The 25,806-nt window shown below is 63.9% G+C and carries 23 protein-coding genes and 2 pseudogenes; 10 read left to right on the top strand and 15 right to left on the bottom strand.

Features of this window, described 5'->3' with window-relative positions; all coding sequences use genetic code 11:
• Positions 1-77: 77 nt before the first annotated feature.
• On the bottom strand, positions 78-1,088 hold the full coding sequence (locus tag AUC69_RS05060; protein ID WP_204377271.1) for a mitochondrial fission ELM1 family protein: 1,011 nt from the start codon (positions 1,086-1,088) through the stop codon (positions 78-80).
• A 183-nt stretch (positions 1,089-1,271) separates the two neighbouring features.
• On the opposite strand from AUC69_RS05060, the gene AUC69_RS05065 reads away from it, so the two are divergent.
• Positions 1,272-1,796, top strand: a complete 525-nt coding sequence (locus tag AUC69_RS05065; protein WP_069441184.1) for an Lrp/AsnC family transcriptional regulator — start codon at positions 1,272-1,274, stop codon at positions 1,794-1,796.
• A 16-nt stretch (positions 1,797-1,812) separates the two neighbouring features.
• Positions 1,813-2,855, top strand: a pseudogene (locus AUC69_RS05070) (asparaginase).
• On the opposite strand, the gene AUC69_RS05075 reads toward AUC69_RS05070, so the two are convergent.
• The 5 genes from AUC69_RS05075 to AUC69_RS05095 form a co-directional block, all read right to left on the bottom strand.
• Complete coding sequence (locus AUC69_RS05075) at positions 2,852-4,210, bottom strand: TIGR03808 family TAT-translocated repetitive protein (protein ID WP_069441185.1); 1,359 nt, start codon at positions 4,208-4,210, stop codon at positions 2,852-2,854. The pseudogene AUC69_RS05070 and the gene AUC69_RS05075 sit on opposite strands and share 4 nt — an antisense overlap.
• A gap of 10 nt (positions 4,211-4,220) precedes the next feature.
• Positions 4,221-4,868 carry a pyroglutamyl-peptidase I gene (locus AUC69_RS05080; RefSeq protein WP_069441186.1) on the bottom strand — a complete coding sequence of 216 codons (648 nt, stop codon included), beginning with the start codon at positions 4,866-4,868 and terminating at the stop codon, positions 4,221-4,223.
• 67 nt (positions 4,869-4,935) lie between these two features.
• Positions 4,936-5,940, bottom strand: a complete 1,005-nt coding sequence (gene meaB / locus AUC69_RS05085; protein WP_069441187.1) for a methylmalonyl Co-A mutase-associated GTPase MeaB — start codon at positions 5,938-5,940, stop codon at positions 4,936-4,938.
• Positions 5,937-8,096: a methylmalonyl-CoA mutase gene (scpA, locus tag AUC69_RS05090; RefSeq protein WP_069441188.1), complete on the bottom strand. Its 2,160-nt coding sequence runs from the start codon at positions 8,094-8,096 to the stop codon at positions 5,937-5,939. Before scpA ends, meaB begins: the two co-directional genes overlap by 4 nt.
• Positions 8,093-9,964, bottom strand: a complete 1,872-nt coding sequence (locus tag AUC69_RS05095; RefSeq protein ID WP_069441189.1) for a methylmalonyl-CoA mutase family protein — start codon at positions 9,962-9,964, stop codon at positions 8,093-8,095. The genes scpA and AUC69_RS05095 overlap by 4 nt, the downstream gene beginning before the upstream one ends.
• A gap of 185 nt (positions 9,965-10,149) precedes the next feature.
• On the opposite strand from AUC69_RS05095, the gene AUC69_RS05100 reads away from it, so the two are divergent.
• Together AUC69_RS05100 and AUC69_RS05105 are read left to right on the top strand one after the other, a co-directional pair.
• Positions 10,150-11,715 carry a helicase HerA-like domain-containing protein gene (locus AUC69_RS05100; protein ID WP_083239108.1) on the top strand — a complete coding sequence of 522 codons (1,566 nt, stop codon included), beginning with the start codon at positions 10,150-10,152 and terminating at the stop codon, positions 11,713-11,715.
• A 42-nt stretch (positions 11,716-11,757) separates the two neighbouring features.
• Entirely contained in the window at positions 11,758-13,623 is a 1,866-nt protein-coding gene (locus AUC69_RS05105; RefSeq protein WP_069441190.1) for an ABC-F family ATP-binding cassette domain-containing protein, read from the top strand.
• 72 nt (positions 13,624-13,695) lie between these two features.
• Here AUC69_RS05105 and AUC69_RS05110 read toward each other — a convergent pair whose 3' ends face one another.
• Both AUC69_RS05110 and AUC69_RS05115 read right to left on the bottom strand, forming a co-directional pair.
• Positions 13,696-14,301, bottom strand: coding sequence for a superoxide dismutase (locus AUC69_RS05110; RefSeq protein WP_069441191.1), 606 nt, complete (start codon positions 14,299-14,301; stop codon positions 13,696-13,698).
• A 512-nt stretch (positions 14,302-14,813) separates the two neighbouring features.
• Positions 14,814-15,368, bottom strand: coding sequence for a hydrolase (locus tag AUC69_RS05115; protein ID WP_069441192.1), 555 nt, complete (start codon positions 15,366-15,368; stop codon positions 14,814-14,816).
• Positions 15,369-15,529: 161 nt separating this feature from the next.
• Here AUC69_RS05115 and AUC69_RS18320 point away from each other — a divergent pair, with 161 nt between their 5' ends.
• From AUC69_RS18320 to AUC69_RS18330, 3 genes are all read left to right on the top strand, one after another.
• Positions 15,530-15,760 carry a DUF262 domain-containing protein gene (locus tag AUC69_RS18320; RefSeq protein WP_425283507.1) on the top strand — a complete coding sequence of 77 codons (231 nt, stop codon included), beginning with the start codon at positions 15,530-15,532 and terminating at the stop codon, positions 15,758-15,760.
• Between the two features lie 59 nt (positions 15,761-15,819).
• Entirely contained in the window at positions 15,820-16,020 is a 201-nt protein-coding gene (locus tag AUC69_RS18325; protein WP_244500099.1) for a hypothetical protein, read from the top strand.
• A 140-nt stretch (positions 16,021-16,160) separates the two neighbouring features.
• Complete coding sequence (locus AUC69_RS18330; RefSeq protein WP_244500100.1) at positions 16,161-17,195, top strand: hypothetical protein; 1,035 nt, start codon at positions 16,161-16,163, stop codon at positions 17,193-17,195.
• Positions 17,196-17,202: 7 nt separating this feature from the next.
• Here AUC69_RS18330 and AUC69_RS05125 read toward each other — a convergent pair.
• Positions 17,203-19,292, bottom strand: a pseudogene (locus AUC69_RS05125) (S9 family peptidase); the annotation flags it as partial.
• A gap of 26 nt (positions 19,293-19,318) precedes the next feature.
• Positions 19,319-19,738 (bottom strand): peptide-methionine (R)-S-oxide reductase MsrB, encoded by a 420-nt coding sequence (msrB, locus tag AUC69_RS05130; protein WP_069441194.1) that lies wholly within the window; start codon positions 19,736-19,738, stop codon positions 19,319-19,321.
• A 435-nt stretch (positions 19,739-20,173) separates the two neighbouring features.
• On the opposite strand from msrB, the gene AUC69_RS05135 reads away from it, so the two are divergent.
• On the top strand, positions 20,174-20,581 hold the full coding sequence (locus AUC69_RS05135) for a Ros/MucR family transcriptional regulator (protein ID WP_069441195.1): 408 nt from the start codon (positions 20,174-20,176) through the stop codon (positions 20,579-20,581).
• Between the two features lie 235 nt (positions 20,582-20,816).
• Positions 20,817-21,365, top strand: a complete 549-nt coding sequence (locus AUC69_RS05140) for a PAS domain-containing protein (protein WP_069441196.1) — start codon at positions 20,817-20,819, stop codon at positions 21,363-21,365.
• Here AUC69_RS05140 and AUC69_RS16070 read toward each other — a convergent pair.
• The 3 genes from AUC69_RS16070 to AUC69_RS05150 all read right to left on the bottom strand — a co-directional run bounded on the left by AUC69_RS16070 (position 21,326) and on the right by AUC69_RS05150 (position 24,353).
• Positions 21,326-21,619: a hypothetical protein gene (locus AUC69_RS16070; RefSeq protein ID WP_083239109.1), complete on the bottom strand. Its 294-nt coding sequence runs from the start codon at positions 21,617-21,619 to the stop codon at positions 21,326-21,328. The two genes, AUC69_RS05140 and AUC69_RS16070, sit on opposite strands and share 40 nt — an antisense overlap.
• 453 nt (positions 21,620-22,072) lie before the next feature.
• Positions 22,073-22,849 carry a hypothetical protein gene (locus tag AUC69_RS05145; RefSeq protein WP_069441197.1) on the bottom strand — a complete coding sequence of 259 codons (777 nt, stop codon included), beginning with the start codon at positions 22,847-22,849 and terminating at the stop codon, positions 22,073-22,075.
• 553 nt (positions 22,850-23,402) lie between these two features.
• Positions 23,403-24,353 carry an IS1595 family transposase gene (locus AUC69_RS05150; RefSeq protein WP_069441198.1) on the bottom strand — a complete coding sequence of 317 codons (951 nt, stop codon included), beginning with the start codon at positions 24,351-24,353 and terminating at the stop codon, positions 23,403-23,405.
• 148 nt (positions 24,354-24,501) lie between these two features.
• Between AUC69_RS05150 and AUC69_RS05155 the strand changes: the two genes are divergently transcribed.
• Positions 24,502-24,888 carry a helix-turn-helix domain-containing protein gene (locus AUC69_RS05155; protein WP_244500101.1) on the top strand — a complete coding sequence of 129 codons (387 nt, stop codon included), beginning with the start codon at positions 24,502-24,504 and terminating at the stop codon, positions 24,886-24,888.
• Between the two features lie 62 nt (positions 24,889-24,950).
• On the opposite strand, the gene AUC69_RS05160 is transcribed toward AUC69_RS05155, so the two are convergent.
• Both AUC69_RS05160 and AUC69_RS05165 read right to left on the bottom strand, forming a co-directional pair.
• Positions 24,951-25,145, bottom strand: coding sequence for a hypothetical protein (locus tag AUC69_RS05160; protein ID WP_069441199.1), 195 nt, complete (start codon positions 25,143-25,145; stop codon positions 24,951-24,953).
• A gap of 117 nt (positions 25,146-25,262) precedes the next feature.
• Positions 25,263-25,712, bottom strand: a complete 450-nt coding sequence (locus AUC69_RS05165) for a SufE family protein (RefSeq protein ID WP_069441200.1) — start codon at positions 25,710-25,712, stop codon at positions 25,263-25,265.
• Positions 25,713-25,806: the final 94 nt, after the last annotated feature.

Here is a 25,806-nt window from a genome sequence, read left to right on the forward strand (position 1 = left end):
GCCTCTAGCTGGGGAGCGGAAGGCAAGAGGTAAGCATAGGCGGACGCGCGTGCAACCCGCTTCGCGCCGTTCGCATTTTAGGCTTTGGTTTCAAGGCCGAGCGCGCGGCGGATGGCCGAGGCGACCATCTTGGTGTCGTTGACCGGCGCGTAGCTCCATGATTCCAGGCGGCCCTCGAAGGGACGGGTGGCGCCGCGCTCGCCCATCAGCGCATGGAAACGGGTGAGTCGCGTCGAACGCCCGGGGAGCGCCTGCACATAGACCGGCTTGCCGGTGCCGGCCGCCTCGGTGACCATGTTGACGGAGTCCTCGGTGACGACGATGGCATCGGCGAGCGACAGGAAGGCGAAATAGGGATTGTCGCCGGTGCCGTCCCAGACGAAATGAGGGACGCCGCCGATCGCCTTCGTGAGCGCGTCGAGCGTCTCGGGGCGGGTGCGCCGCGACGGGGTGACGAGCAGCGAGCCGCCGGTCTCCCGGGCAAGGATGGCCAGCTTGGCGCCGAAGCCCGTGGCGACCTCCGGCGGAAAGCTGAAGGCCTGGCTCTCGCCGCCCAACAGCACCGCGACCCGGGGGTGCGGCAGGTCCGCGATGCGCGGCGCGAAACTTTTTCCCGCCTCGGCAAGCCGTTCGGGCGTCACGCCATGCACGGCGCCGAAGGTGGTGATGACGTTGGGGCCTTCGAAATTGTCGTGGACGGGCGCGGCCACGAGATCGAATAGCCGGGCCGGCACTTTCGGGTTCTGGATATGGAGCGCGTAGGCGCCGGACAGCCGCTTGACCGCGAGCGCCATGGGCACGCTGCGCCGGCCGATGGAGATGACGATGCGCGGCCAGGGCGGCTCGAGCGACTCGTTCGCGGCCACCGCGCGCAGCCGTGCCTTTGGCGGCACGAGGATCTGCAATGGCGTGGGGAGAAGCCGCATGGCGCCTTTGGGGCGGACCCGCTTGAGGGTAAAGGGCAGGCCGATGGCCTCGGCCACGGCGATGCCTTGAGCCTCCATGCCGACGGCGCCGTCGGTCATCACCCAGGTCTTGTCGGCGCGGGCCTTGCGGCTCTCGGCGATCAGGGCGGCGGCGCCGCCCACGGGCCCCGGGGGCTCGTCTCGGCCATTGCTGGAATTTTCGGAATGGAAAGCGCTCAATTTCTTTTCGATTCTTTTGCGTAAACGGCCTAATGTTGCGCGAAGCCGATCAGCCTTGCGTTTTCGGGGGCACTCCATGCGCCTTCTAGGCGATGGCCCCGCGAACGTCCAGGGAGCTAAGGACCTATGCGCAGCGCCCGCCTCGATGCCACCGACTGGCTGATTCTGCGGGAGCTCCAGGCGGACGGGCGCATCACCAATATCGATCTGGCCCGCAAGGTGGGCATCTCCGCGCCGCCCTGTCTGCGCCGCGTGCGGGCGCTGGAGGAGGCGGGCATCATCGAGGGCTTCACGGCGATACTCAACGACAAGGCGCTGGGCTTCGACGTCTCGGCCTTCGCCATGATCAAGCTGCACAGCCAGGCGGAGGCCGATCTCATCGCGTTCGAGAAGCGCGTGCAGGAATCGCCCATCGTGCGCGACTGCTACATGCTGTCGGGCGAGATCGATTTTCTGCTGCGCTGCGTGGCGCCGGATCTGAGCGCGTTTCAGGATTTCATCATTCACGAGTTGACCGCCGCGCCCAATGTCGAAAGCGTCAAGACGACGCTGGTGATCCGCGCCTCGAAACACGCGGCGGGCGTGCCGACGGAACTGGCTGCCGGTGGCGGCCGGGGAAGGCGGGTGATCGTGCCCGCGGCTGATGGCTAGGGCCACGTCCATCGTCATGGATCCCACATCTCAGAACCCGGTGCTCGTCGACGTCTTTCGGGGCGGTCTCGTCGAGAGCCGTCACCGTGGCGCCATCGCCATCGCCGATGCGCACGGCGAGTGCTTGCTCGAGCTCGGCGATGTGGGGTCTCCCGTCTATCCGCGCTCGGCCGTGAAGATCCTGCAAGCGCTGCCGCTAGTGGAGAGCGGCGCGGCCGATGTGTTCGATCTCGACGCCGAGGAGCTTGCGGTAGCCTGTGCGTCTCATAGCGGCGACCGCGTCCATCTCGATGCGGTCAGGAGTCTGCTTGGCAAGGCGGGACTCGCGGAGCGCGAACTTGCTTGCGGCGCGCATTGGCCGTTGAGCGAGGCGACCACGCGCGAGCTGCTGCGCGGCGGACGGCGTCCCCGCGCGATCCACAACAACTGCTCGGGCAAGCATGCCGGCATGCTTGCGCGGCCCTTCATCTTGGCTTCGATCCCCGCGGCTACGAGACGCCGGACCATCCGCTCCAGGTCATGATCGCGCGAATCCTTTCAGACACTTGCGGCGTGGCGTTGGACGCTTCGCGCATGGCGCTCGATGGCTGCTCGCTGCCGACCTATGCGCTACCGCTGAGCGCCTTGGCGCGCGGCTTCGCCCGGCTCGGCACCGGCACGGGGCTCGCCCCGGAACGCGCCGCCGCCGCCAAGCGATTGATGCAGGCGTGCTTTGCCGCGCCGCTTCTCGTTGCCGGCGAAGGGCGCTTCGACACGATCGTGCTGCGTGGGCTCGGGGGCGCCGCATTCACCAAAGGCGGCGCCGAAGGGGTCCATTGCGCGGCGTTGCCGGCGCTCGGTCTCGGCATCGCGCTCAAGATCGACGACGGCGCCAAGCGTGGCGCGGAGCGCGCGTTGGCCGAGATGCTCGCCGTGCTGCTGCCGAAGGCGCGAACCGTGCTTGCCGATCAGCTCAAGGGCGAGATCAAGAACTGGCGTGGCTTCACCGTCGGCCGTATTGCCGCGAGCCCGGCGCTGCAACAATCGCTCGGCGATCTCGACAAGGTTACGGCGCGTTAGCGGGCGACGTTGGCGTAGACCGCGAGGTTGCCATAGGCCTCGGCGCTCTGCTTGGCGAGATCGGGACCGATGGCCTTCGGGCCGTCCATGGCGCGGATGGCGCCGTCCTTGGTGCCGGTGATCAGATTGTCGGTGATGAGCGCCGTGCCGGCGGACGGGCTAACCGAGACGCCGATGCCGATATGGGATTTGCGGATCACGTTGTCGCTGACGCTCACGTCGCGCAAGAAGTCGCCCCAGCCGATGAGGATGCCGTAGGCGGGCGCCCCTTCGATCACGTTGTCGCTGACCACGCTGTCGGCCTCCACGCCGATGCCGATGCCGCGCGTGTCGGCGTCTTTGCGGAGGAAGAGATTGCGGATCACGTTGCCTTGCACGACGGCGAGGCGGCCACCTTCGTTGAAGTTGGTGACGGAGATGCCCATGGCCGCCGCATCGACGATGTTGTTGGCGATGATCACGCCCTCATAGGTGTACTCGGCGTAGAGCGCGACCTCGCCGAGGCGGGTGCAGGAATTGGCGATCATCTGGCAGTTGGAGCCGGAGTTGGCGCGGATCGCCGAGAAGGCGCAGTCGGCGATGCGGTTCGCATTCACGAGCACAGAGCCCGCGCGGAATATATTGATGCCATTCCCGTTTTGGCCGCTGCCGCCGCTCTTGGCGGCGATGCGCTCGATGCGGTTGCCGGTGACGAGGGTGCTGTCCTCGCCGAGTGCTGAGCGCCAGACCAGAATGCCGTTGTCGCCGCAGTCGCGGACGTGATTGTGGGCGATCTCCAGGCCCGCGCGTCCTCGCTGGAACAGCGCGGCGTGCTCGATGTCGCCGATTTCGCAATTGGCGATGCGCCCGGCCACGCGCCGCAACACGATGCCGTTCTCGCTGCTGCCGAGAAAGCGGCAGTCGGCGACATCGAAATGGGTCGCCTCGGTGGCGGTCAGCAGCGCGCCGTCGGGCTCGAGCGCCTGGCCGCCGCCGTCGAGCACGAGGCCGGTGAGGCGCACATTGTCGGTGCCTTCGGTGTCGAGAATGGCGCCGCCGTTGGCGTAGCGGAGAATGGTGAGGCCGGGCACGCCCTCAATATGGGTGCCGGATTTGAGGCTGAGCCGGCCAGTCGCATAGGTGCCCGCGGGAAGAAACAGAGGCACGCCGGTGCGCGCGGCTTCGTCGGCGGCCACTTGCAGCGTCGCCGTCTGGTCGATAACGCCGTCCGCCGGGGCGATGCCGTAGGTCGAGAAGGCTTGCGGCGTCTCCGTCTCGCGGGCCGGTGCGGCGCGCGGCCCCGCCGTGGCCGTGAGCCCGGCACCGAAACCGGCGCCGAGGCCGGCCACGAGCAATTGCCGGCGGCCGAGCGTCATTGGCTTGCCTCTAGGACCGGCGCGGCGTCCCGGCTTTGCGTAACCTGACGCGCACCGCGCCGAGGACGAAGCGGAACGTGGTTTCGCCGGCGTGCAGCAACGCGTCCTGACGGACGGCGCCGCCTTGGGCGCGCGTCAACGGCACATGCACGAACAGCGCATGGCTGGCTTGTCCTTGAACGTCTTGCGCATGCGCCCAGTGTAGCGAGCGGTAGTAGAGGAAGTTGCAGAGATACTGCCCGCAGGAGCGCGATGCCGTGGCGGCGTGACCGTGTGTTTTCAAATGAGCGGCGAGCGCCGCAACCGGCAGCGCGGTATCGAGGCGCGCGGCACCGTCAGGGGCTATTGCGTGGCTGCCTGGCAGGGCACCGCAGGCGTCGGCGCGGGGCGCGACGCGGTTATGGGCCGAGCGCTCGATCCGTAGACCTTCGGCGTCCGCGTCGACGCCGAAGTGAATCATCACATGGGGTTGCAGGTCGGCGTGCAGGCGTGGCGCGAGCGCGGCGACGATCTCCCACTCGGTGGGCAGCACCTCGGCGTGGAGGTCGCAGTCGAAAGCGGCGCTTTGCCCCAACGTCTCGGCGAGCCAGCCGGACGGGTTGTCGGGCACCCCGGGAAAGGGGCCGAAGCCGGTGAGGAGGACGCGCGGCCTAACCATGCCCCTGGCTTACAAGCGGCTCAGCTGCGAGGAAAGGGAATTCGCGGGCGTGGTTTATCCTGGCCCTCTATTCGGGCTCTTTCAGCCCCACGCGGGCGAGCTCGTCGGCGCCTTCGGCGGGGCTGACCTCGCCGGTGCGGACCTTGTCCTCGATGTCTTGGTATTGGCGCGCGGCGCGCCGTCCGCCCTTGAAGGCAGCCAGAAGACGCTGCTCGAAGATCTCACGCATCCAGGAGGCCGCCTGGTCGGCCCGCCGGCCGTCCAGCACGCCGGCCTCCGACAGGGTGGCCTGGCACTCCTTGATCTTCTCCCACAATTCGTCGAGGCCGCGATTGTCGCGCGCCGACAGCGTCAGCACGGCCGGTTGCCACGCGGCGTTGCTCGCCGCGAGGATGTGCAAGGCCGCGCGGTATTCGGTCGCCGCGCGGTTGGCCCGCTCGATGTTGTCGTTGTCGGCCTTGTTGACGGCGATGATGTCGGCGAGCTCCAACAGCCCGCGCTTGATGCCCTGCAGCTCGTCGCCGGCGCCTGGAATGGCGACCACGACGAACACGTCAACCATGTTGGACACGGCGGTTTCCGACTGACCGACGCCGACGGTCTCCACCAGAACCACGTCGAAGCCCGCGGCCTCGGCGATGGCGATGGTCTCGCGGGTGGTCTTGGTGACGCCGCCAAGGCTGCTGCCGGCCGGGGAGGGGCGGATATAGGCGTTCGCTTCCGTGGAGAGCCGGCCCATGCGGGTCTTGTCGCCGAGGATCGAGCCGCCCGTGCGCGACGAGGTGGGATCGACGGCGAGCACGGCGACCTTGTGGCCTTGGGCGATGAGGTTGACGCCGAGCTGGTCGATCAGCGTGGACTTGCCGGCGCCGGGCGGTCCGCTGATGCCGATGCGCACGGCCTTGCCGGTGTCAGGCAGCAGCGCTTTCAGGAGGGTCTTGCGCGCGCGCTGATCCTCGGGCTTCGTGCTCTCGATCAGGGTGATGGCCCGGCCGAGCGCCACGCGGTCGCCGGCGCGGATCGCCTTGATCATGCCGTCGAGATCAGGCGTGGCTGTCGTGGTCCGGCTCACTCGGCGGCGGCGGCTTTGGCGCCATCGACGCCGAGCTTGCCGAGAATGTCGATGGCGGCATCGGCGATGGGCGTGCCCGGGCCGAAGATGGCCTTGGCGCCGGCCTCGAAGAGCTCGGGGTAATCCTGCGGCGGGATGACGCCGCCGACCACGATCATGATGTCGCCCCGGCCCTGATCCTCGAGCGCCTGGCGGAGCGCCGGCACCAGAGTCAAATGGCCGGCGGCCAGCGAAGACACGCCGAGAATATGCACGTCGTTCTCAACCGCCTGGCGTGCGGCCTCCTCGGGCGTCTGGAACAGCGGGCCGATATCCACGTCGAAGCCGAGATCGGCGAAGGCGCTCGCGATGACCTTCTGGCCGCGGTCATGGCCGTCCTGGCCCATCTTGGCCACCAGGATGCGCGGCCGGCGGCCATGCTCGGTCTCGAAGGCCTCGATCAGCTCGGCAACGCGGTTCATATTTCCGTCCTTGCGGCCCATCTCCGCCTTATAGACGCCGGTGATTGCCGAAACGTTGGCCCGGTGGCGGCCATAGACCTTCTCGAGGGCATAGGAAATCTCGCCGACGGTCGCCATGGCGCGGGCGGCCGCGACGCGCCCCTCGAGCAGATTTCCCTTGCCTGTCTCAGCGCTTTCGGTGAGCGCGTCAAGAGCGCGGGTGACCGCCTCCTCGTCGCGCTCGGCCCGGAGCCGCTCCAGCTTGTCGAGCTGCTGGCGGCGCACGGAGCGATTATCGACCTTGAGGATGGCGATGTCGGCCTCGCTGTCGGGTCGGTATTTGTTCACGCCGACGATGGTCTGGCGGCCGGAATCGATGCGCCCTTGCGTGGCGGTCGCCGCCTGCTCGATCATGCGCTTGGGAATGCCGGCCTCGATGGCCTTGGCCATGCCGCCGAACTTCTCGACTTCCTCGATATGCTCCATGGCGCGCTTCGCAAGATCGTAGGTCAGGCGCTCCACATAGAAGCTGCCGCCCCAGGGATCTATGATGCTTGTGGTGCCTGACTCCTGCTGGAGCATGAGCTGGGTGTTGCGGGCGATGCGGGCGGAGAAGTCCGTCGGCAAGGCGAGCGCCTCGTCCAGCGCGTTGGTGTGCAGCGACTGGGTGTGGCCTTGGGTCGAGGCCATGGCCTCGACGCAGGTGCGGATCACGTTGTTGAACACGTCCTGGGCGGCAAGGCTCCAGCCGCTCGTCTGGCAGTGGGTGCGCAGCGCCAGCGATTTCGGATCCTTGGGCTTGAACTCGTCCATCATGAGCTTCGCCCACAGCACGCGCGCGGCGCGCATCTTGGCGATCTCCATGAAGAAGTTCATGCCGGTCGCCCAGAAGAAGGACAGGCGCGGGGCGAACGCATCGACGTCGAGACCGGAGGCGATGGCCGCGCGCACATATTCGATGCCGTCGGCCAAGGTGTAGGCGAGCTCCAGGTCGGCCGTGGCCCCGGCTTCCTGCATGTGATAGCCGGAGATCGAGATCGAGTTGAAGCGCGGCATCTCCTTCGAGGTGTAGCCGATGATGTCGGAGACGATGCGCATGGAAGGTGCGGGCGGATAGATATACGTATTCCGCACCATGAACTCTTTGAGGATGTCGTTCTGGATCGTGCCCGACAGCTTGTCGTGCGGCACGCCCTGCTCCTCGCCGGCGGCGATGAACAGCGCCAGCACCGGCAGCACCGCCCCGTTCATGGTCATCGACACGGACACCTGATCGAGCGGAATGTGATCAAACAGAGTGCGCATGTCGTAGATCGAGTCGATGGCGACGCCCGCCATGCCCACGTCGCCGGTCACGCGCGGATGATCGCTATCATAGCCGCGATGGGTGGCGAGATCGAAGGCGATGGACACGCCCTGCTGGCCGGCGGCGAGGTTGCGCCGGTAAAAAGCGTTGGAGTCCTCGGCGGTCGAGAAACCGGAATATTGGCGGACCGTCCACGGCCGCTGCACATACATGGTGGGGTAGGGACCGCGCAGATAGGGCGCCACGCCCGGCATGCCATCGAGGAAGTCGAGGCCTTGCAGATCGTCGGGGCCATACGCCGCCTTGACCGCGATGCCTTCCGGCGTCTCCCAGGCAGGCGTCTCCGAGGCCAGCGCCGGCTCGCGCGGCTCCTGGTACGCGACGTCTGAGAATTTCGGTATCCCGCTCACGTATCGTTCCCCTTCAACCCCAGCGTAGCATGGGCGTCGTTCAGCATGGCCAGGATGTTGCCGCCGGCAAACACAAAGGCCTCGACGCCGGCGGCCTTCAGTTCGGCCTCCAGGTCGCCCGTGGTTTCGCCCGCCAGATAGATGTGCTCGGCGCCGACGTCCTTGAGAGCCCGAACCGCCTGCGCGCCCTCGCTCGCATAGACCTTGTCGGAGGAGCACAGGCAGACCAGCTTCGCGAGGGACGTCTCGAACCCTTGCACCACGTCGTCCAGACTTTGCGCGCCCTCCGGCGAGACGGCGGCGATGCCGCCCGCCTCGAACAGACTCTTGGCGAAGCTCGCGCGCGCGTTAAAGTCGGCGGCCTTTCCCAAGCAGGCGAGGTAGATCTTTGGGCGCGTACCGTGCTCGGCGAGATAAGCGTCGCTGCGGTCGCGCAAGGCCTCGAACGGCTCGGCCAGGCGCATGGGCCGCAAGGGCTCGGCCGTCTGCTCGCTCGGGGTGTCACAAGCCAAGGAGGGAGCCGCCTCGAGCACCATAACGGGCGCCTCGGCGAGATCGGGGAAGTCGCTGGTGCCGACGAGCGAGTCCTTGCGCCTAGCGGCGGCGGTCTCGCGCTGCTCACGCACCTTGGCGACCTCGCGCTGGATGAGTCCGGCCCGCAGCGCCTCGGCTGGGCCGCCGGTGTTGTCGATCTCTTGGAACAGGGCCCAGGCGGCCGTGCATAATTCGTCGGTCAGAGCCTCGATGGCGCCGGAAGCCGCGGCGGGATCGGCGACGCGGTGGAGGTTCGACTCCTCGATGAGAATCGTCTGAGTGTTGCGGGCGACCCGGCGGGCGAACGCGTCGGGCAGACCGAGGGCAGCGCTGAACGGCAGCACCGTCACGGCGTTGGCGCCCCCGATCGCCGCGGCGAAGGCCGCGATGGTGCCGCGCACGATGTTTCCGTGCGGATCGCGCTTGGTCATCATGCGCCAGGCCGTCTCGGCGGCGACGAAGGCCGGCTCGGCGTCGAGCCCGCAGGCTTCCTCGACGCGCGACCAAAGCTTCCGGAGGCTGCGAAACTTGGCGATGGTGAGGAGCTGGTTCTGATCGGCGGCAAGACGGAAGAAGATGAGGCGCCGCGCCTCGTCGAGCGGCATGCCGCCGGCCTCCAGCGCGCGGAGATAGGCCAGCGCCGTCGACAGGGCGAAGGCGAGCTCTTGCGCTTCCGAGCCACCGGCCGCGTGGATCGGCCTGCCGTCGGCGACGGCGAACGGACCGGCGAAGCTTGGCTCTTCAGCTCCGACACGAGGCGGGCGAAGACCCGGCGCCATGTCGGGCCAGACCACGTTGTTCCAGCCATTAACCGCGAGCACGCCGATTGGATCGAAGCCGAAGCGAATGTTCACATCTTTCGGCGCGATGCCTCTCTGCTGCACGAGGTGGGCGAGCATCATGCCCGCATCTTTACAAAGCGGGCCGAGCTGGAGCTCGATGGGGACGCCCCACTCGAGGTGGACGCCCTCGAGCATCCGCTTCAGCAGTCCGTCCGCGGGCATTGGCGCGTAACCGTAGTCGCCGACGGAGCCCTGGAACACGAGGCTTAGACTGCTTGCGCCGTTGTTCAGGTCTTCGAGGATTTGCGTGTTGGCCAGGCCGCCGTCGCCAATCTCGATGCGCTGCATCACCTCCCATGGCGTGCCCGGCGCCCGTCCCGGGACGAGCGCGGCATCCTTCGCCGGGCCATAGAGCGGCTCGACGGCAATGCCGTCATAGCTTTTCGATTCGAGCGAGGCGAAGGGAGCGCCTCTCAGCGCTTTTTCCACGAGCGCCTTCCAAGACGCCTTGTCGGCGGCCGGAAAGTCTCGGGCCAGGGGAAGTTCAGCCATTTATGACAACCCTAGAATGGTTCTGGTTTTCTCCTAGCAGATGCCCGCGCGGCAAGAAACCCGTGCGAAAGTCCCATGTCTGCTGGGGTAAGCGGCCATAGGCCACCTTGGCGTAGCGCTTGTGCACCCGTTAAAGTGCCGCAGGGCCAAGGATGCAGACTCAAGGGATAGCGAGGAGACGGGGGATGGCAAGGCGTAAGGTGGCGGCCAAGAAGAGCACGCCCAGGAAAAGCAGGGCGCGGGCCAAAGCCGATGCGGCCGACACCGTCGTAAAATTGGACCCGGAACAGCTTCCGGCGGAAAGCGTCTATATCGGCCAAAGCGTCAAGCCCGAGTTCGTCCTCCTGCGGCTCGCGAACCGGCATGGGCTGATCACCGGCGCCACGGGCACCGGCAAGACCGTGACCCTGCAAGGCTTGGCCGAAGCCTTTTCCGACCAAGGGGTGCCAGTGTTTTGCGCCGACGTGAAGGGCGACCTGTCGGGCCTGGCCGAGAAGGGCGTGGCCAAGGGCTGGATCGAAGAGCGCGCCAAGCTGATCGGCTATGAGGTCGATTTTCAGGCCTATCCCGTCATCTTCTGGGACCTGTTCGGCGAGCAGGGCCATCCCATCCGCACCACGATCACGGAGTTGGGGCCGCTCTTGCTGGCGCGGCTGATGGACCTGAGCGAAGCCCAAGAAGGCGTGCTCAATATCGCCTTCAAGCTCGCCGACGAGGAGAAGCTGCCGCTGCTCGATCTGAAGGACCTGCAGTCCTTGCTGGAGGATTTGGCGGCGCGCGCGGACACGCTGACCACCAAATACGGCAATATCACCAAGGCTTCGGTGGGTTCGATCCAGCGTTCGCTCCTGGTGCTCGAGCAACAGGGCGGCAATCATCTGTTTGGCGAGCCCGCGAGATCGACGACCTGCGCGTGGGCCGCGACGGGCGCGGCTATATCAGCGTGCTCGGCCGACAAGCTCATGGAGAGCCCGCGCCTCTACGCGACCTTCCTGCTGTTCCTGCTGTCGGAGATGTTCGAGGAGCTGCCCGAGGTGGGCGATCCCGACAAGCCGAAGCTCGTCTTCTTCTTCGACGAGGCGCATCTTCTGTTCCGCGACGCGCCCAAGGCGCTGCTCGAGAAGGTCGAGCAGGTGGTGCGGTTGATCCGCTCCAAGGGCGTTGGCGTCTATTTCGTGACGCAGAACCCGATGGACGTGCCCGATACCGTGTCGCGGCAGCTCGGTAACCGCGTGCAGCACGCACTGCGCGCCTTCTCGCCGCTCGAGCAGAAGGCGGTGAAGGCCGCGGCCACGACCTTCCGCGCCAACCCGGATTTCGACACGGAGAAGACCATCATGGAGCTCGGCATCGGCGAGGCGCTGGTGTCGACGCTCGATCCCAAGGGCCAGCCGACGATTGTTCAGCGGACCTTGGTGAAGCCGCCGAATGCGCGGGTGGGGCCGATCACCGCCGCCGAGCGCAAGAAGATCATCGCCGCGAGCCCGGTGGCGGGCGACTATGAAGAGCTTGTCGACCGCAAGTCGGCCTACGAGATCCTGCAAAAGCGCACGGCGGAGCGGGTCGAGGCGGAAACCGCCGCGGCCGAGGAGAAGACGGGCAAGAAGACCTCGGGCGGCGGCTCGCGCAGCGACGGCTTCTGGACGAGCCTCGGCAAGGCGGTCGTCCGGTCGGCGGTGCCCATGGCCACCCGCGTGCTGGAGGACGCCATCAAGCGTGGCACGCTCGGCGGCGTCCAGCGGCGGCGCTAGGTCTCAACCGCAGGCGCGGTTTCCTGTGCTATCACGCCGCCCATGTTGACCCTCGATTCCATAACCTTGCGCCTGGGCGGCCATCTCATCCTCGACAAGGCGTCCGCCGCCCTGCCGCCGAAGGCGCGCGTGGGGCTGGTGGGGCGGAACGGCGCGGGCAAATCGACGCTGCTCAAGCTCATCGCCGGGGTCTACGAGGCGGACGACGGCAAGATCGAGGCGCCGGCGGGCATTCGCATCGGCTATGTGGCGCAAGAGGCGCCCGGCGGGTCGGCGACCCCGTTCGAGACGGTGCTGGCGGCGGACACGGAGCGCGAGGCGCTGCTCCTCGAAGCCGATCACGCCATGGACCCGCATCGCATCGCCGAGATTCACGAGCGGCTCAACACCATCGACGCCCATGGCGCACCCGCGCGCGCCTCGCGCATTCTCGCCGGCCTCGGCTTCCCCGAGGAGGCGCAGCATCAGCCGCTCAGTACCTTCTCAGGCGGCTGGCGCATGCGCGTCGCGCTCGCGGCGCTGCTGTTCTCCGAGCCGGATCTGCTGCTGCTCGACGAGCCTTCGAACCATCTCGATCTCGAAGCGGCGCTGTGGCTCGAATCCTTCCTCAAGGCCTATCGCAACAGCCTGATCGTGGTGAGCCACGAGCGCGATCTGTTGAACAGCGTGGTCGACTACATCGTCCATGTGGATGGCGGCAAGACGACCCTCTACACCGGCAATTACGAGCAATATGAGCGGCAGCGGCGCGAGCGCGAGGCGCAGACGGAGGCCGCGCGGGCGAGCCAAGAGGCCAAGCGCAAAAAGCTGCAAAGCTATGTGGACCGCTGGCGCTACAAGGCGCACACCGCGCGTCAGGCGCAAAGCCGGATGAAAATGCTGGAGCGCATGGAGCCGATCGCGGAGGCCGCGAGCGACGCCTCCCTCGTGTTCGACTTCCCGAGCCCCAAGGGCTTGCGCCCGCCATTGGTGGTGCTGGACGAGGCCTCCGTCGGCTATGTTCCGGATACGCCCGTGCTGTCGGCGCTGAACCTGCGCATCGATCCGGACGACCGCATCGCGCTGGTGGGCCGCAACGGCAACGGCAAGACGACCCTGGCGCGGCTGATCGCCGGACAGCTCGCGCCCATGGCGGGCCGGCTCGCGGCCAGCGGCAAGCTCAATGTCGGCTATTTCGCCCAGCATCAGATCGAGGAGCTGGTGGCCGAGGACACGCCGCTCCAGCATATGGAGCGCTTGTTGCCCGGCGCGCGCCAAGGCGAGGTGCGCGGTCATCTCGGCCGCTTCGGCTTCTCCGGCGAGAAGGCGATGGTGCCCGTGGGCCAGCTGTCCGGGGGCGAACGGGCGCGGCTGTCGCTGGCGCTGATCACGCGGGACGCGCCGCATATCCTGATCCTCGACGAGCCCACCAACCATCTCGACGTGGAGGCGCGCGAGGCGCTGGTCCAGGCGCTCGCCGCGTTCGGCGGCGCGGTGGTCGTGGTCAGCCATGACCGCCACCTGCTCGGCTTGATCGCCGACCGCCTCGTGCTCGTCGCCGACGGCACGGCAGCCGAGTTCGACGGCAGCCTCGAGGATTATCGCGATCAGGTGCTGGGCGTCGGCGCGGGCAAGGGCGGCAACGGCCAGAGCGCCGGCAAGAAGGTCAGCCGCAAGGACGAGCGGCGCATGGCGGCGCAAGACCGCGAGCGCACCAAGGCGCTGCGCAAGGCTGTGGTGCAGGCCGAGGCCGAGGTGAAGCGGCTTTGGCAGAAGCGCGACGAGATCGACACCATGCTGGCGGCGGGTGCCGAGGGCTCATCCGCCAGCGATCTGATGCGCAAGCGCGGCGAGGTCGAACGCACCATTGCCGACGCCGAAAAGCGCTGGCTGGAAGCGAGCGACGTGGCCGAGCAGGCCGGCAACTAAGCGCATCTCCAAAATGCAAAACGGGCGACCGCTAGGGCCGCCCGTTGAAATGCGTCTTTTGCTTGCGCCCGGCTACTTGCTCGGCGCTTGCGCGTACATCTGCTCGACATGCTCCCAGTTGATGAGATTGTCGAACCAGGCCTCGAGATATTTCGGCCGCGCGTTGCGATAGTCGATGTAATAGGAGTGCTCCCACACATCGCAGCCGAGCAGCGGCCAGCCGCCATGCACCAGCGGGTTCTCGCCGTTCGGCGTCTTGGTCACTTCGAGCTTGCCGTCCTTCAGGGTGAGCCAGCACCAGCCCGAGCCGAACTGGGTCATGCCGGCGTCGATGAAGTCCTTGCGGAACTTGTCGAAGCCGCCGAGGTCGCGGTCGATCATGGCGAGAATCGCGCCCGGCACTTTCTTGCCGCCGCCGTCCTTCTTCATCCACGGCCAGAACTGGATGTGATTGAAGTCCTGGGCGGCGTTGTTGAAGATGCCGGCGTTCTTGCCGAAGCTTTCCTTGACGACGGTCTCGAGGTCCTTGCCCTCGAATTCGGTGCCTTTGATGAGGTCGTTCAGCTTGTCCACATACGCCTTGTGGTGCTTGTCGTGATGATACTCGAGCGTCTCAGCCGACATATAAGGCTGAAGCGCGTCATAGGCGTAAGGCAGGGGGGGAAGTTCGAATGCCACGGTTGGTCTCCGGGGAATTTTGAGTGGGTGAAAGTAGGAAAGACCGTAGAAAGCTAAAGGTTCCATCGGGGCGAGGCAAGCGGGCCAAGGGCGGTGCGGCAAATGAACAAAACCCCGTGATCTTCCGAGCTCAGCGCGCGTTTTTGCTTTCGGAATGCCAATAGGGCGCAGCAAAAATATTGCGTGCGGGCCGATGACGGCAGCATGACGAGCCGGAAAGCTTCGAACTATTTGTGGGGAGAGGGGTGGACGCGGAGCCCCTGAACTCCGCGCCCGGTGCCGAGGAAGGTTTGCTTCATCAGGTACAGGGATCTGACGCCTGTGACTTTGCCGTCCCGCGCCTGAACCCAGCATGAACCGAATTTGCAGGCTTCGTTCATGAAAGAAAGACCGTCATGCCCGGGCTCGACCCGGGCATCCAAGCCGTTTCCGCACCAACCGTGGAGAGGCCAATGGAATGGATCGCCGGGTCAAGCCCGGTGATGACGACGCAGAGGGTATCGTGTGCGGCGCTATTTGATGAGCGACTGGAGCTCTTTGAATTCCGGCGTGCCCGAGCGCTCCATCCACTCGAAAAGGACCATCTCGCTGTCGACCACGTCGACGCTGGCCTTCTGTAAGCGGGTCAGCGCCAGCTTGTAGCTCGACTTGGCGCGCGAGCCGACGGCGTCGGCGACGACGAAGGACTCGAAACCCTGGCCTTCCAGATCGATGGCGGTCTGTGTCACGCAGACATGGGCCTCGATGCCGGCGATCACGACCTGCGAGCGGCCCTGGCGGCGGAGCTCGTGGAGCCGGTCGCGCAGCCTGTCATTGCGGAGACAGGAGAATTCCACCTTGTCGATGAGCTCCCCGTCATTGGCGAATGCGTCACGGATCGAATCGTGAGTGGGGCCCAGGCCTTGCGGATATTGCTCCGAGATGGTGATCGGCACGCCGAGGCTGCGGGCGGCGCGAACCAGCCGCACGCAGCGGTCGACGACGCGATCCTTGCCGGATATGGCGCCGAGCAGCTTGTCTTGAACGTCGACGATGAGGAGTTGGGATTTGTCGCGGGCGAGCAGCATGGGCGCACTCTGGCACAGATGCGGACCGGTCGCCTAGCGGGCTTACTGGGTTCTTTTTGATCGAGTCATTGCAATCGTCCAAGTAGAATTACATTAGGTTATGCACTCAGAGATGATGGGAGGCGAAATTGTCAAAGGCTGAGGCGACTGTCGAAGAGCTTGTGGCAATGATCGAGCGCGGCGAACTCAGGCTACCTGAAATGCAGCGTAGATATGTCTGGCGTTCAACGAGGGTCCGCGACCTTCTTGATTCCCTTTACCGGGGATATCCGTCGGGGGCCATTCTGCTCTGGGAAACCGATGAGCCGACGCCACGCGCGACTTCGCTGTTGGACAGCAGACAAATGCATTTAAGGCTAGTCGGTTACTCCTTGACGGTCAGCAAAGGCTGACCTCATTGGCGGCAGTCCTTAGGGGCAATCCGGTAAGCGTTCGTGGACGTAAGAGACCGATGGAGCTGCTCTTCAACCTTGAACATCCGGACAAGCTCTCGGTGGTGACCGAAGTCAATGAGGGTGCCGATGAAGAGGATGACGAGGTTGATCTGATCGCCGACGAAGCGGACTCATCTGAGGATGAGTTGCAGAAGCGCTTTGACAGAATGACGTTTGTCGTTGCAACGCGGAACTGGCGTCGCTCCCACAGTGGGTGAAGGTGTCTGACGTATTCAAGACCGACAGCGACGCGGCGTTTCTCACTCGCGCGGGAGTTTCAAACTTCAATGATCCCAAATGCGAGCGCTATTCCCAGCGTCTTGCTAGTCTTCGAGCAATACGCCGGTACATTTATCGAATGGATGTGCTTGAGCGCAGCTTGTCATACGACGAAGTGACGGAGATATTTGTGCGGGTAAATTCACTTGGAGCCAAGCTCAGGGGCTCCGATCTGGCTCTCGCTCAGATAACGGCCAAGTGGAGGAACTCACTTAAGATATTCGAGCAGTTCCAACAGCTTTGCACTAAAGCGGGCTTCGAACTCGATCTAGGTATTCATCTACGGAATTTGATCGCGTTTGCGACCGGGCAATCCCGGTTTCTAACTGTGGGTGGTCTGCCGCCGAAAACACTTCAGGCTGCATGGAAGCCCGCGTGCGACGGTATGGAATTTGCTACAAACTTTTTGCGATCCAACGTCGGGATTGACAGTCCTGCCCTGCTGTCATCACCGTATGTACTAATAGCTCTCGCGCTTTATGGTCACCAGCGTGACTTCAATATTGGTGCTGATGAAATGCAACGGCTCCGGAGTTGGATGTTGCTTGCAAACGCCAAGGGCCGGTATTCGCGTGGCTCGAGCGAAACGCTCTTGGACCAGGACCTGAGTACGATAAAGCAAGGAGGAGATGCCACCGACTTGCTTGAACGGTTAAGACTGCAGGTCGGACGCCTTGATATAACACCCGATGAACTCGTAGGGCGAAATCAACGAAGTTCGGTGTTCAAGACCATGTTTCTCGCTTTTCGCGAGGCAGGCGCGAAGGATTGGAGATCCAATCTTGCTATTTCTCTAGACCACTCTGGCTCGCAACATCGATTGCAGTTTCACCACATTTTTCCGAAGGCTGTGCTCAAAGCAAGCCACACGTCGCGAGAGGCAGATGACATTGCCAATTTGTCGTTCATCTCCGGCAAAACCAATCGCCAAATTAGTGACAAGGCCCCGGCCGAGTATCTCCCAAATTACATCAAAGCGAACGGGAGTGCCGCTTTTTTGGCTCAGTGCATACCAATGGATGCCGAGTTCCACCGGCCGGAAGCCTATAAGCGGTTTCTAGTAAAGCGTCGGGAACTTGTAGCCAATCGGCTAAATGAATTTCTGGGCGTCTAGATGCCGCGACCTTGAGCGCGAAGGCGTAGGAGATCGCCACCTCCTTCAGGCGCTCAAAGCGTCCTGACGCGCCCGCGTGCCCCGCCTCCATATTGGTGCGCAGCAGGAGGAGATTGTCGCCGGTGTCCACCTCGCGGAGCTTCGCCATCCATTTGGCCGGCTCCCAATAGGTCACGCGCGGATCGGTGAGCCCGGCCAGCGCGATGATGTGCGGATGGGTTTGCGCGCGCACGTTGTCGTAGGGCGAGTAGGCGGCGATGGTGCGATAATCTTTCTCGCTCTCGATGGGGTTGCCCCATTCCGGCCATTCGGGCGGCGTGAGCGGCAGGGTGGCATCGAGCATGGTGGTCAGCACGTCGACGAACGGCACCTCGGCGATGACGCCGAGAAAGAGATCCGGCGCCATATTGGCGATGGCCCCCATGAGCATGCCGCCGGCGCTGCCGCCATGGGCAACGATGCGGCCCTTCGCCGTAAACTTCTCCGCCGCGAGATATTCGCCGGCGGCGATGAAGTCTGTGAACGTGTTCGTCTTCTTCTCGCGCTTGCCGTCCTTGTACCAGCGATAGCCCTTCTCCTTGCCGCCGCGCACATGGGCGATGGCATAGACGAAGCCACGATCGACCAGGCTCAGCGCGGTGGTCGAGAAGCCGGTCGGCATGGTCATGCCGTAGGCGCCGTAGCCATAGAGAAGGAGCGGGGCGGAGCCGTCGAGCTTGGTTTCTTTCCGATAAAGCAGCGATACAGGAACCGTCTCGCCGTCCTTGGCCGGCGCCATGACGCGGCGCGTGACATAAAGAGACGGGTCGTGGCCGCTCGGGATCTCTTGCGTCTTGCGCAAGGTGCGTTCGCGCGTCGCCATGTCGTAGTCGAGACTTGCGCCGGCGTGGTCATGGACGAATAGGTGAAGCGCAACGTGCTGGTGTCGTATTCGTAGCCGTGCGAGATGCCGAGCGCGTAGGCTTCCTCGGCGAAGGCGATCTCATGCTCCTCGCCGTCGGCAAAACGGCGCACCACGATGCGCGGCAGGCCGTCCTCGCGCTCGAGCCGGACGAGAAAATCCTTGTAGGCGACAACGTCGAGGATGAGCCGGCCTGGCCGGTGCGGTTCGATCTCGCGCCAGTTCTCTCGGCCAGGATCGTCGGCAGGCGCCTCGACGATGCGGTAGTCCTCCGCGCCGCCGGAATTGGTGAGGATGATGAGGCGCCCTTCGTGATGATCGACCGAGTAATCGTGCTCGGTCTCGCGCGGCGCGATGAGGCGCGGCTTCGCGGCCGGGTCGCCGGCGTCGATGAGGCTGACCTCCGCCGTCTCATGGTCGTGCACGCCGAACAGGAGGAAGCGCTCGTCCTGGGTGGCGCCGATCTCCAGGAAATAGCCGGGATCGCTCTGCTCGTGGATGAGCCTATCGGCGGTGTCGTCGCCGATGGTGTGGGAGAGGAGACGGCGGGGGCGATGCTCCTCGTCGAGCCAGATATAGAGCAGCGTCTTGCTGTCGGCCGCCCATTGCAGGGAGCCGTTATTGTCGGTGATCTCGCTGTCGACGAGCTTGCCGGTGTCCGCCTCGATGATGTTGACCGTGTAGAATTCCGATCCCTTGGTATCGACCGCATAGGCGATCAGGCGGTGATCGGGGCTGTGGGCGACATTGGCGATGCGGAAATATGCGTGCGGCTTGGCGAGCGCGTTGCCGTCGATCAGGATCTGCTCCTCGCCGCCGTCTCCTTCGCCGCCGTTTCGGGGCTTGCGGCAGAACAGGGGATGTTGGCCGCCGACCTCGTAGCGCGTGTAATAGGAGTAGGCGCCGTCCGGCGCGGGCACGCTCGAATCGTCTTCCTTGATGCGGCCCTTCATCTCGGCGAAGAGCGTCTCTTGCAGCGGCTCGGTGTCGGCCATCACCGTCTTGGTGTAGGCGTTCTCCGCCTCCAGATGGGCGCGGATCTCCGGATCGAGCACTGCGGGATCGCGCATCACCGCCTGCCAATTGTCGGCTCGCAGCCAAGCGTAGTCGTCCACGCGCTCGATGCCGTGATGGGCTGACGCCGACGGGTGGCGGGCGGCGCGCGGCGCGCGCGCGCGGAGACGATTTGCACTCATGCTTTGGGACTTACGCCTTTGAGGGCCTAGGCGCCGCTCTCGCCGGTGTCGAGATTGAGCGCACAGCCGTTGATGCAGTAGCGCATGCCGCTCTCGCCGGGGCCGTCCGGAAAGACGTGACCGAGATGGGCGTCACAATTGGCACATCTCACCTCGATTCGCCGCATGCCGTAGGAGGTATCCTCGTGGGTGGTCACCTTACCTTCGACGGCGGGGTCCGTGAAGCTCGGCCAGCCGGTGCCGGAATCGAACTTGGTGTCGGAACTGAACAGCGGCGCATCGCAGCACACGCAGCGATACATGCCGTCGCGCTTTTCGGTGTGGTAGGGGTGGCTGAACGCCCGCTCGGTACCGTGCTCGCGGGTGACGTGGAACGCCTCCGGCGACAGTTTCTCCCGCCACGCCGTCTCCGAGGCGGCCATATCCTTGTCTTCGGCTTTGCTCATGGTCGGAACACTTTCATTGGGAACTACGTTTTGCTTGCAGAATATAAGTCCTGCAAAGCACGGGCAGCAGAGGTCTCGCGGCAGTCTCACGCAGGCTTGATTGACCTGGACCCTATTTCTCGCCGAGGTCGAGGCGACAGTTCGAGTTTTCAACTAATTCCGGCAATGAAGTTACGGGTGGGAACAGAGAAAGTCTCTTTGACGGGAATTGCTTTGGTTGGCAGCCAGTGTTCGCCAGAAGAGATGCGTTGCGCATTTGTCGAGAAGTGCTATAGAGGGCAAATCAGCTAAGCATGTTTGAGCGGCGAATATTCTGTAGTTGCGTAACATTGTAGTTTCTCGTCACAAAAACGGCGTAATCTGGTGACTCAAAGAGTCCCGTGGGCCCCGCACATGAGTCGTTTCGGGGAGTGGGCAGGATCAAGGAGCCAATTCATGGACGCGAATCTGGAAAAGGACGAACTCGTTGAGCTGACGGCTGAGATCGTCTCGGCCTATGTCAGCAACAACACGGTTGTGGCGACGGACCTGCCTGCGGTCATCCACAATGTGTTCGATGCCTTGAGCAAAGCCTCCAGCGCGTCTGGCATGCCGGCCAAGGAAGAGCTGAAGCCCGCGGTTCCCCTGAAGAAGTCGGTCACGCCCGAGTTCATCATCTGCCTCGAGGACGGGAAGAAGTTCAAGTCGCTGAAGCGGCACCTGCGCACCCATTACGACCTGTCCCCGGAAGAGTATCGCGAGAAGTGGGGATTGCCCCATGACTACCCGATGGTGGCGCCGAATTACGCCGCCGCGCGTTCCGATCTCGCCAAGCGCATGGGTCTCGGCCAAAGACGCCGCTAAGGCACGCAATCGGGCTATAATCCGCCCATAATAATCCCGCTGTTTGCGCATGTTTCGAGTCTCGCCGCCGGGCGGGACTCCCAAGATCGGGTGCCCTTCCGCACCCTCACCACAAGCCTTTGTGACTCCTGATGAATCTGCTGTCCTCGCTTGCATGTGACAGGCGAACTCCACATAGTCGAGGGGTGCAGCGATTCGCGAGGCTATACCCGGCCTCGCAGCAGGGGGGATCAGCATGCTGTCCGGTTGCGCCTTTCGGACCCAATTGGTGACGCAAGGACAGCGCGAACTCTTTGATTACTGGCTGGAATCGGCCGGTCAGCGGCCCATGCCGGCGCGCTCCGATCTGGACCCGCTCAAGGTGCCGCGGCTCTTACCGCATCTGGGATTGATCGATATCAGGGAGGGCGTGAGCCGGGCCCTGTTCCGCCTGGCGGGCACGCGATTGCGCGATATTTACGGGCAAGAGATCACCGGGAAACGCATCAACGAGGTGTTTTCCGGGGATTGCGCGGCCTATTGGAGCCGGGTTCATACGCGCGTGGCGGAGACCGGCGTGCCGGCGCATGGCGTCGTCCGCGGGCCGGCGGAAGGGCGCGACCACGTCGTCCTGTTTTGGCTGAGATTGCCCCTGTCTGAGGATGGCGGCCGGGTCGACAGGATCCTCTGCCACGACATGGCAGGCCCCAGCGAGGCGGACGTCGCCGCTGAGTTCACCCTGTACCATTATCCCCGCGTCCAGCCTCAAGACTTCCCGCTGTCGCGGCGCGTGCAATTCAGCTGAGCCTCGGGTTCTTCGAGCGCTAGGCTCGCCAGTTCGCCCTTGTAGGCGCTCAACAAACCGAGATGCCGGTTCAGGTCGTAGCTCCAATGATTGGCGCGGGCCCGGCGGCGCTCACAGCGCAGCGCGCGGCGCAGTTTTGCCAGCAGATGGCGTCCGCCTGCGGGCGTCCTATCCTCGATCTCGGACGGCCAGAGCGGCAGCAATCGCGGCAAGTCGCGGGATCTGACATAAGCGGCGGCACTGGCTGCGGTCATGGGTCCGAAGACGCGTTTGGCGGGCGATGCGCCGCGCGTGGCGCCTGGCCTCCGGTGACTGCGGCGGTCCTCTCCTGACATTTTCTCAAGCCTCCTGACCCTTTGAAGCCTGAGCATGCACCCGCCCGAGGGGGCCGGGCATTGGCCGGGGATTGCTCGGAGCATTTGCGTGGCTGTGACTTCCGTTATCCCCGGCTGTCCGTTCTCTCTTAGAGTGTGATAGGACACTATTCCTAATTATATACTTGACGCCACAAGCATAAAGCGCATATAGGTCAATGGCTTGGAAGGCTGTTGTTGACAGGATTCCTAGAACTGCGATTCTTCGCGCGTGTCGGAATCTGTCAAAAATCAGAGGGTGGAGCTTACCCCCGCCACGATCCGGGCAGGGGTTGAAGCGTATCAGGGTTGGGATCCCGAAAAGGAAGACCCCGAGGCTTTGGTTGCCTACATCTATTTCGCGATGAGAGGGGCTAGTTCTTTGCCTACTGCTTCCTCTAGCTCAGCCACGAATGGCGAGGCAGTGAGAAACTTGGCAGCAGCCAAAAGCTCCATCAAGACGGGGTCAATGGAGTCTGGAGCGTGCCTAAAAGTTGTCTCGTCTACATCAATTCCATGAGCAAAAAGCTCCAGGTGAAGCGTTTTGTCTGGCTTAAGGTACAATCGAGACGAGCTTCTAATGTGAGCTAGTGTCACGTGCTCAGTCTTTTTAAGAGAGCCAGAGTGAACGCCAGAGGCGACATTGGCAACGTATTCGATCACCTCCTTGCGGCTAACCCACGTGCCGCGATAGCAGAGCACTCTCTGGGTTAGAAAGTTGTCGAGGCGCAGTTCAATCGTTTTGTCGATATCGAGTTTCGGGAGTTCAACCGTGCCCCTACCGAAGATAGGGACGACATCAACAGCAAACAGAGCGCCGGCCCAACCACCTAAAACCGTTGCGCGGCCGCTTGCGAAGAACAGGAATGGGGATTTCCGGTCGGCTTTGTAAGCCGGATCGTTATCTGGAGCGACAAGCATGACGCGACCAAGACGCGGCGCGGAAACTATCGCCAGGTCTCGCTCCACAAGGAGCCGTCTCAGTATGACGCTCAGTCTTCTAATTTCAGCGTTGGAGGGGTCTTTCTTTCCAACGATCTCTCGCAGGTGTTGCATGTCCTCAAGAAAAGCGAGGGCTGCCTCCCTGGAGCTCGCCAGCCTTTCTTCACGTTGTTCAGGACTGAGTTTCATCGGGGCGGTGCATGGATAAGGAGAAGAAAGAGAAGCAGCTTTCTAAAGCGGAGGCGAAGCGTCGATTTGAGGCAACGCTACGCGGAGCACTCAACACGCCGCCTAAGCCACATACGAACCTTGGCAAGGTTGACCCTAAGCCAACCAAAGCGAAGAAACGAATCGTTGACAGAAAGACGAGAGACTGAATCAATGGGGATAAAGGTGACGCCCGTCGCCCTTTGCCTGTCTACCTAGCCGCGACCGTCACGCCTTGGTTAGGATAGGACCTGCAGTGAGTTCGAACGAACTCCCACCGGCCAAACCGGAAGCGGATATACGCAACAACTGAAACCGCCTTCGGCCACACACAAATGCCCATCGGCACCTCCGTGGTGGAAGCTAGGAACGAGCCCTAGCAGCCCCGGAGCGCCCCTGCGCCCCAACCCCGAGAAGGGCGCTGTGGGCAGGGCCGAATCGTGGCGACGGACGCCATATGTGAGTCAGGACAAAACGGGAACGCTGTCAACCCTTGCGCTTCCTTCTCCACCGAAGGAAACGCTCGGCTTCTAGCCTAAAGACCGGAGATATCAGGCTGACGATACGTGAGACGCTTGCCTTCGGCACCCTTGACGGCAAGCGCGGCACGTTCCCCATCGTCACAGCCAAGCGCGATCCGGTGATTGTAACGGAAGTCGTATTCCGCAAGGTACCGATGAAGATGCTTCTCGCGACAGTGCTGGTACACGCCGCGCATCCCGCGCTTGAAGATTGAGAAATAGCCTTCGGCTGAATTGGTATGCACGTCGCCGCGAACATATTCCTTCGCGGAATGCTTCACGGTTTCATGCGTAGCGAAATAGGCATCGGAGCCCGTGTAGAGACGGCTTTCGTCCGTATGCAAACGAGTCTCGCGAGCAACGTTGTCCATCACGATCTTGCTGACAGTCACCTTGTCGGCAACGCCAACATGAAAGGTGCGAACACGACCGCCGCGCTCAACTAATGCAACGATGGCACGCTTGCCGCCAACGCCAACCTTGCCGCTCTTGGTGAAGGGGCGGCCCTTGCGCTGCGGCGACGGCTTACGATCTTCGATCTTGCCGTAATAGGTTTCGTCCGCTTCCACGATCTTGCCTTCGCCGCCCATGGGGGTGATACCACCAGCGCGCATTGCCTCGCGGATACGATGGGCCATAAACCAAGCCGTCTTGTAGGTTACGCCAAGCGAGCGGTGCAGCTGGTGGGCGCTGATGCCCTTCTTGCTGGAAGCCATGAGATAGAAGCCCATGAGCCACTTGTGCAGCGGCACGTGGCTGGACTCCATCACCGTGCCAGTCGTGACGGTGAAATCCTTACGGCAAAGCTTCTCGGCGCAGCGGTAGCGGCCTTCTTTCTTGGTCGCATAGTAGCTCCCGACCGTCCCGCAATGGGGGCAAACGATCTCATCCGGCCAGCGGATTTTCTCGATGAATTTCCGGGCAGCTTTGTCGTTCTGAAAGTGCGGAGCGGTGAAGGCGTTCATGGCTCAATCCCTCTGTCCTCCTAAACATAGGGATTTGGCCTTGTGGTGTCAAGTATATAATTGGGACACTATTCCTATCAGCTTAGGGAGCTTGATGATGACTGCGGTGCGAGCGGACGGGACGGAGGGCGTCACGGAGCGACGGTGCGTGGGCGTTGGCTGCGGAGTGGGGCTGTGCCATGGGGCCGGGTTTCGGCCGGGCCTCGGTGGTGGTGCGCAGGTTCGCCGGGCCATCGATCCCGCCGTGGCCGCCGTGTTCGACGTCGATGTCCACGATCTCAGCGCGGCAACACGGCGCTCACCGCGGGCGGCGTTCGCGCGGCAAGTCGCCATGTATCTTGCCCATGTGGTCTGCGGCCTCAGTCTCACCGAGGTCGGCGGCCTGTTTGCGCGCGACAGAACCACGGTCGCTCATGCGTGTGAGGTGATCGAGGACCGGCGCGACGATCCAGAGCTCGATGGCCGGTTGGAGCATCTCGAGCGCGCCGTGGCCGCGCTTATCGATGCGCTCGCCTGGCACCGGGGGCGCCGATGAGAAGCTCTCAGATGCGCGGGGGACAGCCCCGGCCAAGAAGGGTGGGCGCAAAGCAAGCAGGCCTACGAAGGGCTACCGAGATCCGCCGAATGCTCGTGCGGCTCGCGGCCGGCGGTTTCATCGGCCGCGACGGCGAAGGCGGCTTTGGGCTTATGGACGACGGCGCGCGTGGCGGCGCATCGATCGCCGTGGCGCGCGGCATGATTGAAGCCTGTCTGGCAGAGGATTGGCTTGAGCGGCAGGGAGACCTTGGCCAAGCATTACGGTCTCATCGTCGAGAAGGGATCGAAGCAGCAGCGACGTGGGATGCGTCATTGGGGCGAGCCCGACTACCGGCCAAACATCGATGGCGGGCCGCGCGGAGACGAAAACGCCTAGCCGGCCGTCGCCTTGGCGGCATCGGCATCACTGCGGATGCGGTTCACCATGGCCATGAGGCCGTTCGAGCGCTGGGGCGTCAGGTGCTCGTTGAGATGCAGCTCGCCCAGCGTCTGGCGCGCATCCACGGTCAAGATCTCGTCGGCGGTCTTGCCGGAATAGATCGCAAACAGGATCGCCACGAGCCCGCGAACGATGTGCGCATCGCTGTCGCCGATGAAGGTGAGGCGAGGGACGCCGTTACGCTCGACCTTCGTCGACAGCCAGACCTGGCTGACGCAGCCTTGCACCTTGTTAGCGGCGTTACGTTCTTCCTCGGGAAGAGGCTCCAGCTTCCGTCCGAGCTCGATGACGTAGCGGTAGCGGTCCTCCCAATCATCGAGAAGCTCGAAGTCGGCGAGGATTTCCTCGAAGCTCGTGGATCCTGAGCTGGTGAGCGTGTCCATGTCTTCACTATAGGTGGCAATGATACGCGCCGCGACGGGTCTGCGTCAAAAAGGATAGGGGCGCGCAGTTTGGGAGGGAAAGGGCAGAAACCTT

Origin of the sequence: Methyloceanibacter superfactus (assembly GCF_001723305.1) — a bacterium.
GTDB classification, from domain to species: Bacteria; Pseudomonadota; Alphaproteobacteria; order Rhizobiales; family Methyloligellaceae; genus Methyloceanibacter; species Methyloceanibacter superfactus.